The sequence below is a fragment of the Blautia sp. MCC283 genome (assembly GCF_018785565.1).
GTDB lineage: Bacteria > Bacillota > Clostridia > Lachnospirales > Lachnospiraceae > Blautia_A.
Window position 1 is genome coordinate 88,754 of the sequence record NZ_WQQB01000017.1, and the last position, 14,680, is coordinate 103,433.

The 14,680-nt window shown below is 43.5% G+C and carries 9 protein-coding genes; 7 read left to right on the forward strand and 2 right to left on the reverse strand.

Translation table 11 applies throughout. From position 1 onward, the window contains the following. Positions 1 to 284 precede the first annotated feature (284 nt). From mnmG to GPK81_RS06460, 6 genes are all read left to right on the forward strand, one after another. Positions 285 to 2,171, forward strand: coding sequence for a tRNA uridine-5-carboxymethylaminomethyl(34) synthesis enzyme MnmG (mnmG, locus tag GPK81_RS06435; RefSeq protein WP_118063685.1), 1,887 nt, complete (start codon positions 285 to 287; stop codon positions 2,169 to 2,171). 53 nt (positions 2,172 to 2,224) lie between these two features. Continuing rightward, positions 2,225 to 2,944 carry a 16S rRNA (guanine(527)-N(7))-methyltransferase RsmG gene (gene rsmG, locus GPK81_RS06440; RefSeq protein ID WP_021976018.1) on the forward strand — a complete coding sequence of 240 codons (720 nt, stop codon included), beginning with the start codon at positions 2,225 to 2,227 and terminating at the stop codon, positions 2,942 to 2,944. 318 nt (positions 2,945 to 3,262) lie between these two features. Then, complete coding sequence (locus tag GPK81_RS06445) at positions 3,263 to 4,321, forward strand: ABC transporter ATP-binding protein (RefSeq protein ID WP_118063689.1); 1,059 nt, start codon at positions 3,263 to 3,265, stop codon at positions 4,319 to 4,321. After that, positions 4,318 to 5,181, forward strand: a complete 864-nt coding sequence (locus GPK81_RS06450; RefSeq protein ID WP_215706736.1) for an ABC transporter permease subunit — start codon at positions 4,318 to 4,320, stop codon at positions 5,179 to 5,181. Before GPK81_RS06445 ends, GPK81_RS06450 begins: the two co-directional genes overlap by 4 nt. Before the next feature lie 13 nt (positions 5,182 to 5,194). Then, complete coding sequence (locus tag GPK81_RS06455; RefSeq protein ID WP_215706737.1) at positions 5,195 to 6,724, forward strand: GldG family protein; 1,530 nt, start codon at positions 5,195 to 5,197, stop codon at positions 6,722 to 6,724. Then, positions 6,724 to 8,337 (forward strand): DUF4340 domain-containing protein, encoded by a 1,614-nt coding sequence (locus GPK81_RS06460; RefSeq protein ID WP_215706738.1) that lies wholly within the window; start codon positions 6,724 to 6,726, stop codon positions 8,335 to 8,337. The genes GPK81_RS06455 and GPK81_RS06460 overlap by 1 nt, the downstream gene beginning before the upstream one ends. Before the next feature lie 156 nt (positions 8,338 to 8,493). Here the strand turns inward: GPK81_RS06460 and GPK81_RS06465 are convergent, their stop codons facing one another. Beyond that, positions 8,494 to 11,856 (reverse strand): YhgE/Pip domain-containing protein, encoded by a 3,363-nt coding sequence (locus GPK81_RS06465; protein ID WP_215706739.1) that lies wholly within the window; start codon positions 11,854 to 11,856, stop codon positions 8,494 to 8,496. A gap of 581 nt (positions 11,857 to 12,437) precedes the next feature. On the opposite strand from GPK81_RS06465, the gene GPK81_RS06470 reads away from it, so the two are divergent. Next, complete coding sequence (locus GPK81_RS06470; protein ID WP_118071876.1) at positions 12,438 to 13,028, forward strand: TetR-like C-terminal domain-containing protein; 591 nt, start codon at positions 12,438 to 12,440, stop codon at positions 13,026 to 13,028. 297 nt (positions 13,029 to 13,325) lie between these two features. Here the strand turns inward: GPK81_RS06470 and GPK81_RS06475 are convergent, their stop codons facing one another. Beyond that, positions 13,326 to 14,279: an alpha/beta fold hydrolase gene (locus GPK81_RS06475; RefSeq protein ID WP_021976918.1), complete on the reverse strand. Its 954-nt coding sequence runs from the start codon at positions 14,277 to 14,279 to the stop codon at positions 13,326 to 13,328. Between the last annotated feature and the right edge of the window lie 401 nt (positions 14,280 to 14,680).

Consider the following 14,680-nt stretch of genomic DNA (forward strand, 5'->3'; position numbering starts at 1 on the left):
AAAGTCACACTTGCCACAATCGAAGCACTCAACCTCACATCGGCACAGCGTCACACAACCAACACCGAAGAATACAAAAATAAGCCAACAAGGCCACACATCCCCACAACCAGGAACTCTTAAAAAAAGCCCGAGGGGTGTGCAGAGGGGCCGTGGCTTTACGGCCCCTTTGCGGTTTTCCACAGCTTCCCAAAGCAAGAACCCCATGCCTCCTGCCAAGGAAAGCAAAACATACATCACACAATAAAAACAAAGATAAAAAATAGAAATAAAGGAGAAAAAGCATGAAAAATCTGGAACAGTCTTTCGACATCATAGTAGTAGGCGCCGGCCACGCAGGCTGCGAAGCCGCATTAGCAAGTGCCCGTCTGGGCCTGCAAACAGTCATGTTCACAGTCAGCGTAGACAGCATCGCCCTGATGCCCTGCAACCCCAACGTAGGCGGCAGTTCCAAAGGCCATCTCGTCCGCGAACTGGACGCCCTCGGTGGAGAAATGGGCAAAAATATAGACAAAACATTCATCCAGTCCAAAATGCTCAACCAGTCCAAAGGCCCTGCAGTCCATTCTCTCCGTGCCCAGGCCGACAAACAGGCTTACAGCACCGAGATGCGAAAAACTCTGGAAAACACAGAAAACTTAACTATCCGCCAGGGCGAAGTAACAGAACTTCTGGTAGAAGATAACCACATCACCGGTGTAAAAACCTTTTCAGGAGCCACCTACCACGCAAAAGCCGTAGTTCTCTGTACAGGAACCTACCTCAAGGCCCGCTGCATCTACGGCGATGTCAGCAACTACACAGGACCAAACGGCCTTCAGGCAGCCAACTATCTCACGGATTCTCTGAAAAAACTGGGAATCGAAATGTTCCGCTTCAAAACAGGAACCCCTGCCAGGATCGCCGGAAACACCATCGATTATTCCAAAATGGAAGAGCAGTTCGGAGACAAAAGAGTCGTACCGTTCTCCTTCTCCACAGACCCGGAATCCGTACAGATCGAGCAGAAATCCTGCTGGCTGACCTACACAAACGAAAAAACACACGAGATCATCCGCGCAAACCTGGACAGATCCCCTCTTTATTCCGGAATGATCGAAGGAACCGGTCCGCGTTATTGCCCGTCCATCGAAGATAAAGTCGTCCGTTTTGCAGACAAAAAACGCCATCAGGTATTCATTGAGCCAGAAGGCCTTTACACAAATGAAATGTACATCGGAGGAATGTCCAGCTCTCTTCCGGAAGATGTCCAGTACGAAATGTACCATTCCGTACCAGGCCTGGAGCACGCCAAGATCGTGAAAAATGCCTACGCCATTGAGTATGACTGCATCAATCCACGCCAGCTCTACCCGACACTGGAATTCAAAAAGATCAAGGGCCTTTTCAGCGGCGGACAGTTTAACGGAAGCTCAGGATACGAGGAAGCAGCCGCTCAGGGTCTGATCGCAGGAATCAACGCAGCCATGGAAGTAAAAGGAAAAGAACAGCTGATCCTGGATCGCTCCGAGGCATATATCGGCGTTCTCATCGATGATCTGGTAACAAAAGAAAACCATGAGCCGTACCGAATGATGACAAGCCGCGCCGAATACCGCCTGCTGCTCCGTCAGGACAATGCAGACCTCCGTCTCCGCAAAAAAGGCTGGGAGGTTGGCCTGATCGATGATGAGACATACCATAAACTGCAGGAAAAAGAACGAATGATCCATGAAGAGATCGAGAGAGTAGAACATACGACTGTAGGCGGTTCTGCAGAAGTACAGAGCCTTCTGGAATCTCAGGGAAGTACATTGCTGAAATCAGGAACCACCATTGCAGAGCTGATCCGCAGACCGGAACTTAACTATAAAGTGCTTGCACCGATTGATAAAGAAAGACCGGAACTTCCAGAAGATGTATGTGAGCAGGTAGAGATCAACATCAAATATGATGGCTATATCCGCCGCCAGATGAAACAGGTGGAGCAGTTCAAAAAACTGGAGCAGAAAAAAATTCCGGAAGACATTGATTATGAAGATGTAGGAAGCCTCCGCATTGAAGCACGTCAGAAACTGGAGGCTTACAGACCGGTATCCATCGGCCAGGCATCCCGAATCTCCGGCGTATCCCCGGCAGATATCTCTGTACTTCTTGTATACCTGGAAAGCAAAGCCGGACATAAACATTGATAACATTCTGAATAATGAAAACATAAAAAACAAAGAATAAGAGAGGAAACTGCATGTACAATTTAGAAATCCTGGAAAAAGGCTGCGAAGAACTTGGAATTACTCTTAATGACACGCAGAAAAATCAGTTTATCCAGTTCTACGAATTCCTTGTAGAAAAAAATAAAGTTATGAACCTTACCGGAATTACAGAATTCGATGAGGTTCTCGTGAAACATTTCCTGGACAGCCTTTGCTGTGTCAAAGCCGTAGATATGAGCAAGGTAAAAACGGTCATGGACATCGGAACCGGTGCCGGATTTCCGGGGGTTCCCCTGAAGATCGCTTTCCCGGAATTGGAAGCCTGCCTTCTGGATTCCCTGAACAAAAGAGTGAAATTCCTGGAAGAAACCTTTGCACTCCTTGGACTTGAGAACATCTCAGCCATCCACGGAAGAGCCGAAGAATATGCAAAAAACAAAGCCTACAGAGAAAAATATGACCTCTGTGTATCCAGAGCAGTATCCGGTCTTGCAACCCTGTCCGAATACTGTCTCCCATACGTAAAAGTCGGAGGACTTTTTGTCTCCTATAAATCCGGCTCAGTAAAGGAAGAAGCCGAAGCGGCGGAAAAAGCAGTAAAAATCCTCGGTGGAAAGATCCGAGACATTCAGTACTTCGATCTTCCGGGATCCGAGATCAGCCGTTCCCTGGTCATCATCGAAAAAGTAAAAAACACACCTGGAAAATACCCGAGAAAAGCAGGAACGCCGCTCAGAGAACCACTGGCATAACAGAATCTTGCTGCTCAGAAAATGTAATCTCCTGTCGAACAAAAGAAGAATTTGTGTGACAGGAGATTTTTCGCTGATTTGTTTCACAAAATTATCACAAATTTATCCTACTTTTATCACAAATTACTTTTACACTATAAAATGATAGAGATGCCCCTGGATTCCCCCATTCTCTGTTTCATCCAGGGGCATTTTCTATTGAAAAGACGCCAGAGTCAAAGGGCCTCTGTTTTACGACCTTTTGCCTCTGGCATCTTATAAGATGGGAAATCAAGAATTGAAAAAGTATTTCCCGGAGAATAAAAGGAGGAGAGTAAAGTGATCGAAGTAAGTAATCTGGTCAAAAAATACGGCGATCATACAGCCGTTGACCATCTTTCCTTTCAGATCGAAAAGGGGAAAATTTACGGATTCCTGGGCCCCAACGGTGCAGGAAAATCAACAACAATGAACATGATCACAGGATACATTGCTTCCACAGAGGGAAAAGTAATGATCGATGGTCATGACATTCTGGAAGAACCGGAGGCAGCCAAGAAATGTATCGGCTATCTGCCGGAAATGCCGCCACTCTATTTTGACATGACTGTTCTTGAGTACATGAAATTTGCGGCTGATCTGAAAAAAATCCCAAGAAACCAGAAAGACAAACAGATAAAAGAAGTCATGGATATGGTAAAGATCACAGACATGAAAGACCGTCTGATCAAAAACCTTTCCAAAGGTTACCGCCAGAGAGTTGGCCTTGCACAGGCGATCCTTGGATATCCGGAAGTGATCATCCTGGATGAGCCTACAGTAGGACTTGACCCGAAGCAGATCATCGAGATCCGTGACCTGATCAAAAGCCTGAAACAGAAACATACGGTTATCTTAAGTTCTCATATCCTTTCCGAGGTGAGAGCAGTATGTGATTACGTTCTGATCATTTCACACGGAAAACTGGTAGCCAGTGATACGCCGGACAATCTGGAACGTCTGGCAGCAGGTTCCAACAGTCTCCTTATGAAAGTAAAAGGTGAGAAAGATACCATCCGAAAAGATCTGGAAACGATCGAAGGCGTTACCGGTGTGGAAATGTCCTACGACAGCGACGAAGAACTGTGGAAAACAAAAGTTTCCATTCAGGAAAATGTGGATATCCGCGAAAAAGTTTTCTATGCTATGGCAAAAGCAAACTGCCCGATCTACGAGATGCAGGTTAAGAGAGTTTCTCTTGAGGATGTATTCCTTGAGCTTACCGAAGGAGAAAAAAAGAAATCCACCGGGAAACAGGAAAGATCACAGTGGAAACCGGTAGAAGATAAATCTTCGGAAACAGAAAAATCTGAGAAAACGGAGAAAGCTTCAGATAAAAAAGAGGGGGATCAGTCATGACAGCAATTTTTAAAAGAGAACTGAAAAGCTATCTGACCTCCATGGTTGGATATCTCTTCATATTTTTTGTCCTGGTGCTGACTGGAATTTATTTTTCCGCATATCAGCTCTCAGCAGGTTATTCAAAATTTGAATCTACATTAAGCGCACTGACCTTCGTGTTCCTGATCGGTGTGCCGATCCTTTCCATGCGTGTACTTGCAGAAGAACGTAAACAAAAAACAGATCAGCTGCTTCTGACAGCGCCGATATCTGTGTGGGATATCGTATTTGGAAAATACCTTGCACTGGTAGCCGTATTTGCCATTCCGGTTGTGATCATGTGCTTTTATCCACTGATCATGAGTAAATTTGGAACCATTTCCTATGCTTCCGCATATACAGGAATCCTGGGATTTTTCCTTCTTGGATGTGCGAATCTGGCAATTGGTGTATTTATGTCAGCACTTACGGAAAGCCAGGTAATTGCAGCAGTACTTACTTTTGTATTTCTGTTTGCTTTCTATATGATGAATGGAATTTCCTCATTTTTCTCACAGACTTCCATGTCAACGGCAGTGGCATTCGGACTTCTGATCGTGGCGATCGCAATTATCATTTATACCATGATCAAAAATGTTCTGATCTCTGTAGTGATCGGAGTTGTAGGAGAAGTTGCCCTTGTGATCGTATACGTTGTAAAATCAAGTATTTTCCAGGGTGGTATCCAGAAAGTACTGAATGTATTTAATCTGAGCGGACATTATGAGAACTTTACAAACGGTGTGTTTGACGTGACAGGAATCGTATATTTTATCTCTGTCGTTGCAATCTGTCTGTTTCTCACCATGCAGTCCATTCAGAAGAGACGCTGGAACTAGGGGGTGAATGGAAATGAAATTCAGTGAGAAATTCAAGAAAAATAAAAGTGAGGCAGTAGAGACAGAAACTGCGCAGGATTTCGGGAAAAAGAAACATAAACCAGATCCGAAAAAACTGGTAGGCACTATCAGTAAAAAGCATATTAAAAATGGTACTTACAGCATGGCTATGGCAGCGATCTTTATCGTGATCGTAGTTGTGATCAATATGATCGTAGGTGCAATCCCGTCTAAATATTCACAGCTGGATGTAAGTTCATCCAAGCTTTATACCATCGGTGATGAGACAAAGAAAGTGCTGAAAGCACTGGATAAAGATGTGACCATTTACCAGATCGCACCAAGCGGCTCTGAGGATGATACGATTTCCAACCTGCTGTCACGCTATAAAGATGAGTCCAAACATATTAAAGTTGAAGTAAAAGATCCGGTTGTAAATCCGAAATTTGCTTCTGAATATACAAGCGATGATCTTGCATCAAACAGCCTGATCGTAGTTTGCGGAGACAGAAACAAAGTTATCAATTACAACGATATGTATTCTACTTCTGTAGACTACAATACCTGGCAGCAGACCACGACCGGATTTGACGGTGAGGGACAGATCACAAGTGCTATCGGATATGTGACATCCGAGAACCTTCCGATCATGTACACGTTATCCGGACATGGCGAAAAAGATCTGGATTCCAGCTTTAAAGAGGATATCCAGAAAGCCAACATTGATATCAAGGATCTGAACCTTCTCACAGAAGGAAAAGTTCCGGACGATGCTGACTGCCTGATGATCGTATCTCCGACGAGCGATATTTCCGAGGAAGAAAAAACAGAGATCCTGGATTATCTGGAGGCAGGCGGAAAGGCCATGATCTTCTCTGATTATACACAGGATGATCTGCCGAACTTCGATGCTGTCCTTGAAAATTATGGCGTAAAACGTGCAGCAGGAATCGTATTTGAGGGCGACAGCCAGCATTATGGAATGCAGATGCCGTATTATCTGGTACCGACTGTTAACAGCACAGATGCAAGCTCTGAGACCGCTTCCGCAGGCTCTTATGTACTGGCTCCATATGCACAGGGTATTCAGAAAACAGATGATGTAAGAGATACCGTAACGATTGACAGTATCCTGACAACTTCTAACCAGGCTTACTCTAAGACAAACATGCAGAGCAGCAATATCGAGAAAGAAGACGGAGATGTAGACGGCCCGTTTGATCTTGGTGTTGCCATTACTGAGAAACTGGATGATGACAAGGAAACACAGATCGTTTACTACTCCACAGCAAATCTGATGGAGAGTCAGGTAAACCAGATGGTATCCGGCGGAAATGAAAAACTTCTTCTGGAGTCCTTAAACTGGATGACCAGCACAGATGACGGCAATTCCGTTTCCATCCCATCCAAGAGCCTTGAGTCTACAAGCCTGACCGTAACGGATTATGATGCAGCCTTCTGGAAGATCTGTACTATTGGTCTGATCCCGGGAGTGTTCCTTGTTGCAGGATTTTTAATCTGGCTTAAGAGGAGAAAAGCATAATGAAAAAATCAACAAAACTTGTTTCAGCTGTTGTTGTTCTGGCAGTTCTAGGTGGTACGTATGTGGGACTGAATACCTACGTATCCAAAGAGGAAAAGACAGAGAGCAGCAGTGAGGAGGAAAGCAAAACAGAAGTGTTTTCCGTGAAAACGGATGATATCAAATCTCTGGAATTTATCGTGGACAAGAAGGAAACTACCTTTGAGAAAAAAGATGATTCCTGGGTGAAAAAAGATGAGACTGCTTTCCCTGTAAATCAGACAACTCTGGATTCTGCAGCTTCCGCCATCGAAAAGGTGGAAGCTGACAGGGTTCTGAAAAAAGTAGACGATCTTACCGAATATGGACTGGATTCCCCGTCCAATACGGTGACCGTTGATACCAGTGATGGCACAACCAAGTTTAATATCGGAGATGAGAATACTTCCACGAATCAGTATTACATTTCCAAAGATGATGATGACAGTACTGTGTATGTAGTAGCGGCAGATACGGTCACTCCGTTTATGAAATCTCTTTACGATTATGCACAGGGAGAAGATTTCCCGACAATTGATTCTTCCACAGTAAAGAAAGTCCAGGTAAGCGAGGATAAAGATTCCTATGTTCTGGAAGAAAATTCTGATGGAGCTACCTGGGATGTTTCCAGCGATGGAAGCAGTGATAAAGAAACTGCGGATACTACAGCAGCAGGAAATGTAACCTCCGGACTTGGAAATTTTGCATATGATCAGTTTGTAAATTATAATGCAGAGGATCTTTCACAGTATGGCCTTGATAAGCCGTATGCGACGATTACAGTGGATTATCAGGAAGAGGTGAAGGATGACAGCTCAGACAGTACAGATTCTTCAGAAAAGGATTCTACAGCCTCTGAGAGTGATTCTGAGAGTGTCGACAGTACTGATGATAAAGCTTCAGCAGAAAACAGTTCGACAGATAGTTCTGACAGCACGGATGCTTCTGATGACAGCAGTTCTTCAGAGGATACCAAGACAACAACAGTAGATAAACAACTTGTTATCTACGTTGGCGATGAAGCAAGTGATGGCAGTCGATATGTAACTGTGGATAACAAACATATTTATACAATGTCCGCGGATACTCTGAGCGCAGTTATTGACAAAGCACCATCAGATCTCTGGTCACTGATCGTCAATTATCTGTCTGTAAAAAATCTGGATCAGCTTCAGGTTACTTACGGCGGCGCAACAAATACTGTAAATGTTTCACGTGAAACATCCAAAGATGATGACGGCAATGACAAAGAGACAACGACTTATCAGCTGGATGGTAAGGAGATAGAAAGTACAACCTTTACCACTTTCTATAACAAGCTGATAAATATGGCAGGCCAGAAGAGACTGACGGACGCTTATACACCGGCTACAGACCCGGAGATGACTGCTGTATTCACAGACTCTGATAAGAACCAGACAACCGTTACCTTCTACACATATGACACAAACTATTACGCAGCTGTCGTTGGAAACAAAGTATTCCTCGTAAACAAAATGACGGTAAAAGAAATGTTTAATGCATATGAGACACTGATAAACGGTGAATCAAAAACAGAAGCCACAGCAACACCAACTGCTGAGGCGGAAAAGTAAAAAATAAAACTAAGCCCCGGAATTCCATGGATCAGGAGTTCCGGGGCTTTCTATAATAAAAAAACCTGTACAGTGGTTTTTCAGTCCACCGTACAGGTTTTATTTTTTTTATATCCAACAGAAGGTTCGGGGGAGCTTCTGTCAGTTACATATTAGTTAAGCAAGACCTCTTTCTTCCAGCCAGTCGAAGAGAACGATTTTTTCTTCTTTCTTTCTCTTGGCCATGTGATTGAACTGAAGGATTGTCAGGATCGTGAAGATCACAAACAGTACAGCCAGTACAATTACAGAAGTAGTAATGCTTCTGCCACCACTGATCGTTGCACGGAATGCATCAACTGTGTAGGTGAATGGCAGGTATGCGTGAATCTTTGCAACAAATGCAGGAGAAATCTCGACCGGATAAGTACCGGCAGATCCTGCAAGCTGAACGACCATGAATACCAGCATCAGGAAACTTCCTACTTTACCAAGTGTAATGTTGAAGAAGTACATCATGGATGTAAAGGTCATTGCTGCGAGGCAGGCGAAGAGAACTGTCTTGCCCATCTCAGCAGGGGTGAATCCGTTAAATGCATGTAACAGAAGGATCAGACAGATTGCCTGAAGCATTGCTACCGGATAAAGTACGGAAGCTTTGCTTGCCCACCATGCAAAACCGGATTTCAGTTTGCCTTTATACTGAGCCAGAGGATACATCAGGCAGAATGCCAGTGCACCAACCCAGAGGCCTACAGACATCATATAAGGTGCCATTGCGTGTCCGTTATTCGGAACATCGGTAAGTTTTGTTTCATCGCTCACAACAGGTGTTGCGAACATTTTAATTGTTTCATCACTTGCTGAGTTATCTTTAACTGTTTTAGCTCCATCACTGAGGCTTGTGGTTAATGTCTTGGAACCATCTTTCAGTTCTTTCATACCACTTCCAAGTTTCTTGGAACCATCATACAGCTGAGAGGAACCACTCTGGATCTGAGCAGCACCATCTGCAAGCTGTTTCGCACCATTGTTCAGAGTGCTGTTGTTACTTACAAGTTTCTTGGTACCACTGAGAAGAGTTGAGGTACCGTTTGCTAATGTCTTAGTTCCGTTTGCAAGAGTAGTAGCACCGCTGGAAAGAGTTTTAGCTCCAGTGGAAAGCTGACTGGTACCGCTTGTAAGAGCAGAACTGTTAGCGGCCAGTTTAGCGACGCCATCTGTGTATGTCTTAATTCCTGTAGTCAGTGTTTCAGAACCATCGGCAAGCTGACCTGCACCGGATTTCACCTGCGGAAGTGCGCTTGTGATCTGTTTTCCTGCTTTTTTCAGACTTGTTGCGCCATCAGTAAGTTTCTTGTTGTTTGCGGTTAATTTATCAAATCCATCGTTCAGAGCTTTGATTCCGGCGGCTGCTTTCGGGAAAGCTGCGGTACCAGTCTCCAGTTTCTGAAGTCCGGCGGAAACAGTTTTTGTTCCGGTATTTACAGCTGTTGCACCCGCGTACAGCTGCTGTGTAACAGCGGAAAGCTGAGAGATCATATCTGTAGGAAGCTGACCTGCAACTGCGCCCATTGTAGTAGCGGCTGTGCCCATTTCTGTAGCACCGCTGCCCATTTCTGCTGCACCATTGCTCATTTCTGTAGCACCACTTGTCAGTCCGTCTGCAAGCTGGTTCAAAGTTGCTGCAGCACCTGTCAGAGTCTGTACACTGCTCTTAATATCCTCAGTTTTGCTGTTCAGCTGTGAAAGTGCATCTCCAAGTTCTCCCTGAACTGCATCAATTTCACCATTTACAACGCCCAACTGGGAAACCTGATCAGAATATCCGGCTGCAAAGGAAGTATCTACCTGAGAAGCGCTTCCGGCAGCACCGGACAGAGTATTGATCACATTGCTGAGGCTTTCAGCGGAAATTTTTCCATTTTCATCCTGTGCGCTCTGAATTGCCTGAAGTTCTGCAACAGCAGAGTTCATAGCCTGCTGTGCGGCATCAATTCTTCCGTTTGCGTCATTAAGTGTTGAAGTTGTTGTCTGTCCGTATGTATCCATTGCGGAGCTTACTGCACTGATCTGAGCTTTCATTCCACCAAATGCAGTACCAAGACCCTTTGCTTTGGAAGAAAGCATTGTACTTGCATCAGTAAGAGCACTTGCTGCACTGTTAAGACCAGGTACGATCTGACCGGTAACAGCTGACGCACCCTGAGTCATGGCTGCGGAAGCGGATTCCATACCAGTTTGAGCCTTAGTCATACCGGCGGAAGCAGATTCCATACCTTTCTGAGCCTTTGTAAGGCCACTGGAAAGCTGTTTGAAGGATTCTTCAGTAGTGCTTCCCTTCAGAGCAGAAACAGTGTCGTTAAGTTTTTTGGTTCCTGCTTCCAGAGCTGCAGTTCCGGATACCAGAGACTGAGAATCTTTAGTTCCTTTTGTAACGCCGGTATTTAACTGAGCGATACCATCAGAAACATCTCCAAGGCTTTCCAGAGCGGAGAGCTGTTTAGCGCCGTCTGCCAGTTCCTGTGCACCCTTTACATAAGCGGTTGTTCCATCAGCCAGAGTATCTGCACCGCTGACATACTTTGTAGCACCACTGGAAAGAGTATTGATACCTTCGCTTAAAGCTTTGGCACCGGATTCCAGGCTGCTTGCACCGCTTTTCAGTGCATCGGAGTTTTCATTCAACTGATCAACACCTGCGGTGTACTGTTTCACACCTTTATCCAGAGTGTCAACACCGGTTGTAAGCTCCGGTACCTTGTTGGTGAGAGTAGCGACACCACTGTCAAGCTGTTTTGCTCCATCATCCAGACTCTTGGCTCCGTCGTTAACCTGAGCTACACCATCGGTGTATGTCTTAAGTCCCTCTGTGAGACTGTCAGCACCGCTTACGAATGTAAGAGTACTTGTGGAAAGTTTTTTCAGGTTCTTGGTAATGGTTTTGTTACCATCAGCAGCTGTAGTCAGTCCGTCTTCAAGTTTTCCGGATCCGTCAGCAGCTTCCTGCATTCCGTCACCTGCTTCTGAGATAGAATCAAAAACGGTTTCTGTATAGGTTTCTGTAACCTGGGAGGCGATGTTGTCGCGAAGCTTCAGCATTGCTGTTTCACTGAGCTTGGAAGCGATGTAGTTGGTTCCCGGATTGGTCTGATATGTCAGCTCCATCTGCTTGGGGTTATCATCCATTACAGTAGCTGCATTTGCGGAGAAGTCTTCCGGAATTGTGATAACCATGTAGTAGGTTCCGTTTGCCAGACCGTCCTCTGCTGTTTTGCTGTCTACAATGTTGAATGCCATTGAGTCGTTGTCTTTTAGCTCATCCGCCATATCCTTACCTATACTTAGCGTCTTGCCATTATACTCAACTGGTTTGTCTTCGTTTACCACGGCCACCGGCAGGTTATCCACGCTTCCGTAAGGATCCCACATGGATTTCAGAAACAGGCCTGCATAGATGATCGGGATAACGATGATAGCGATTACAACGATAAGCATGAGCTTGTTACGAAGTAGGCTTTTCCATTCGTCTTTGATCATTTTACCTATCCCTTTCTTTATTTAGTTTTATATAAAGCTTAGTTGCTTAATCAAACTTTATTCCAGTAATGGCTTCAAAATCTATTAAACATACTAAATTCTATTAATAGCTCTCAAATCCATTATCAAACAAAGTGTTGATTTTCTTTACGTGATGTATTATACTAAACACAAAACATAGATACAACCATTAAATATTTACTGAATGTATATTAATGGACATAAATGCGAAAAATGTCTAATACAGAAAGATGATTTTTATGGCTGCAGACACGAACATGATATTATAGTAATTCCAGAAATACTATAGTTGAGAGAAAATGACCGAATCAAGGAAGCCTTCTCCGCGGGATTGCGAAAAGCAATAAGCAATAAGTAATGAGTGGGGACTTGCTTATATCAGGAGGAGTACAAACAAGTCCTGATAAACTGCGGAGCAGTTATTTGGTTATGAGCAAGTAGCGAAGCGGATTGCGAATATCCGCTTGACTATATGGTGATTTATGAACATGAAGTAGAGTAGAATGCGAATGTCCGCTTTACTTATTATAGCTTTACGGAATAACAGGGGGAAAAGAAAAATGGCCGAAAAAGTTGATAGAAGAGTACGGAAAACAAAAGCACAGCTTCGAGCAGGATTAGCACGTCTTATGCAGAAGAAGAGTATTAAAGAGATTACTGTGAAAGAACTGGTGGAAGAAGTAGATATCAACCGTTCCACGTTTTATCTTCATTATACAGATATTTACCAGATGTTAGAATCTATTGAGGCGGAACTGATGGATGAAGTTTCTCATTTAGTAGAAGATTATCCGCTTGATCCTCTTAACAATAAGGAGAGTTCTTATCCGTTTATTGAGCAGATTTTTACAATTTTGGATAATAATAAGGATATTTGTATTGCACTGCTCGGAAAAAATGGGGATATGGCGTTTGTCAGCCGAATCGAAAAGCTGATTGCGGATACAGTTCTGCATCGTCTGTCTATTCGTTTGCCTAAGAATAATCGGGATATTGAGTATGCGTACGCCTTTTGTCTGAATGGATGTGTAGGAATGATCAAGACATGGCTCTCTTCTGAAAACCAGGAATCTACACAGCATATGGCAGAGCTTACCCATAAGCTGATTGATAATACAACACATATGTATTTGGAACAGGCTTTAAGATAAAATAAGAGCTGATGTTTCACGTGAAACAATAATAAATAAAATACGAAAATGGGGTTGTCGCACTGACAATTGTTGCCTCCATATAGGACTTTTATATTTCATTGTCCTATATGAGGGTAGCATATCACAATGTGACAACCCCATTTTTTTATGCCATAGGTGATTACTCCGTAATGTTCCAATAACACAAAAAAATCTCCGGGCAGGATCACGCTGCGCCGGAGAGAAATTATGCCAATTATGCCGCTGAAGCAATCTGCCGCAGGAGGAGAATCCTGCAAGCAGGAGCTTTTTTGTTTACAGAAAAATTGATACCTGCTCCAGAAAATGCTCAGGATCTTCGATGTGAGGAAGATGTCTGGTATCAGGAATTGTTGCAGTTTCAATAGAAGAATTCAGTTTCTGATACTCTTCGGCAATGAGAGAACCAGAAGCCTCTTTTTTGCCGGAAATGATATAAATGCAGGCATCAGAAGATTCAACTGCGTTGTTGATGCTGATATTCAAATACTTGCCAATATAGCTGGAATAGAGATATTTGGCGTTGGAACCACCTTTATGCGCGGATTCATAATAAGTATCTACAAGTGTATCGGTCACGTGAAACGGATTATAAAATAACTGTTCCATAAACATGCTGCTGATAGCCTCACGTGCACATGCGATATGATAGATCAGTGTTCCGAAGACAGGAAGTTCGATTATGTGTTTGAATAATTTATTGTCTTCACATGGGGCCTGCTTCAGTGAACTGAGACTTGGTGGATTTACAAGCATGATCTTGCGAATATAGTCGGAATTATTACGATATGCCATGATTGCAAAAGAACCGGAAAAACCACTGGCAATAATATCTGTTTCTTCGTGAATTACATTCTTAACAAAGTCGCAGAGAAGCTGCACAAATACAAAATTTGTGTAGGTAATCTCTACCTTTTCAGAGCGTCCACAGCCCAAAAGATCAATCGTGTAAACGGTATGTTCTGTTGCCAGCTGATTTTCAACGGCATTCCATTCATAGCCAGATGCGCCTGGCATTATATCGTGAACGAGAAGCAGTGGAGAACCATGTCCCTGCTTTGTATAGTGGATTTTTCCAAAACGCCAGTCATATGTTTTACCATGTGGTTGCTCCAGCATATCTTTAAGCTGAGATGTGGCATCTATAAAACGATTTGTAATATGAATAACTCCTGTGGCTGTTCCTAATAAAGCAGCAAGAGTAAGTAGTTTATGTCCGTTTTTCTTCATTGAAAGCCTCCTGAAATTCGTATTAAATGATTTGGGAAAATACTGTTCGATGCACTAAAATTCACTGATCTGATGGTATTTTTCTGAATATTTTCTGGCTTTTATTATACGCTATTGGTGGAAAATTTACAATGCTTTTGTAGATTGGAGTAAGGAAGGTAACATGTGAAATAAGATAGAAAATGAGCGATATTTTTTATATCGAATCAGGAAAGTTCCCATCTCCTTGTGAAGCTACGAGAAACAAAATGTGGTGTGTGGAGGGATGAGGTTGTATCAGGAACACAAGCAGGTCCTGATACAACCGTGAAGCAGTTATTCGGTTATGAGTAAGTAATAAATGCGGATGAATTTATTTACTTGACTGTTTTACAGTGTATGTTTCACGTGAAACATATATT

Coding starts and splice junctions, on each gene's coding strand:
- mnmG (WP_118063685.1), top strand. CDS start 285: ATGAAAAATCTGGAACAGTCTTTCGACATCATAGTAGTAGGCGCCGGC.
- rsmG (WP_021976018.1), top strand. CDS start 2,225: ATGTACAATTTAGAAATCCTGGAAAAAGGCTGCGAAGAACTTGGAATT.
- GPK81_RS06450 (WP_215706736.1), top strand. CDS start 4,318: ATGACAGCAATTTTTAAAAGAGAACTGAAAAGCTATCTGACCTCCATG.
- GPK81_RS06455 (WP_215706737.1), top strand. CDS start 5,195: ATGAAATTCAGTGAGAAATTCAAGAAAAATAAAAGTGAGGCAGTAGAG.
- GPK81_RS06460 (WP_215706738.1), top strand. CDS start 6,724: ATGAAAAAATCAACAAAACTTGTTTCAGCTGTTGTTGTTCTGGCAGTT.
- GPK81_RS06465 (WP_215706739.1), bottom strand. CDS start 11,856: ATGATCAAAGACGAATGGAAAAGCCTACTTCGTAACAAGCTCATGCTT.
- GPK81_RS06470 (WP_118071876.1), top strand. CDS start 12,438: ATGGCCGAAAAAGTTGATAGAAGAGTACGGAAAACAAAAGCACAGCTT.
- GPK81_RS06475 (WP_021976918.1), bottom strand. CDS start 14,279: ATGAAGAAAAACGGACATAAACTACTTACTCTTGCTGCTTTATTAGGA.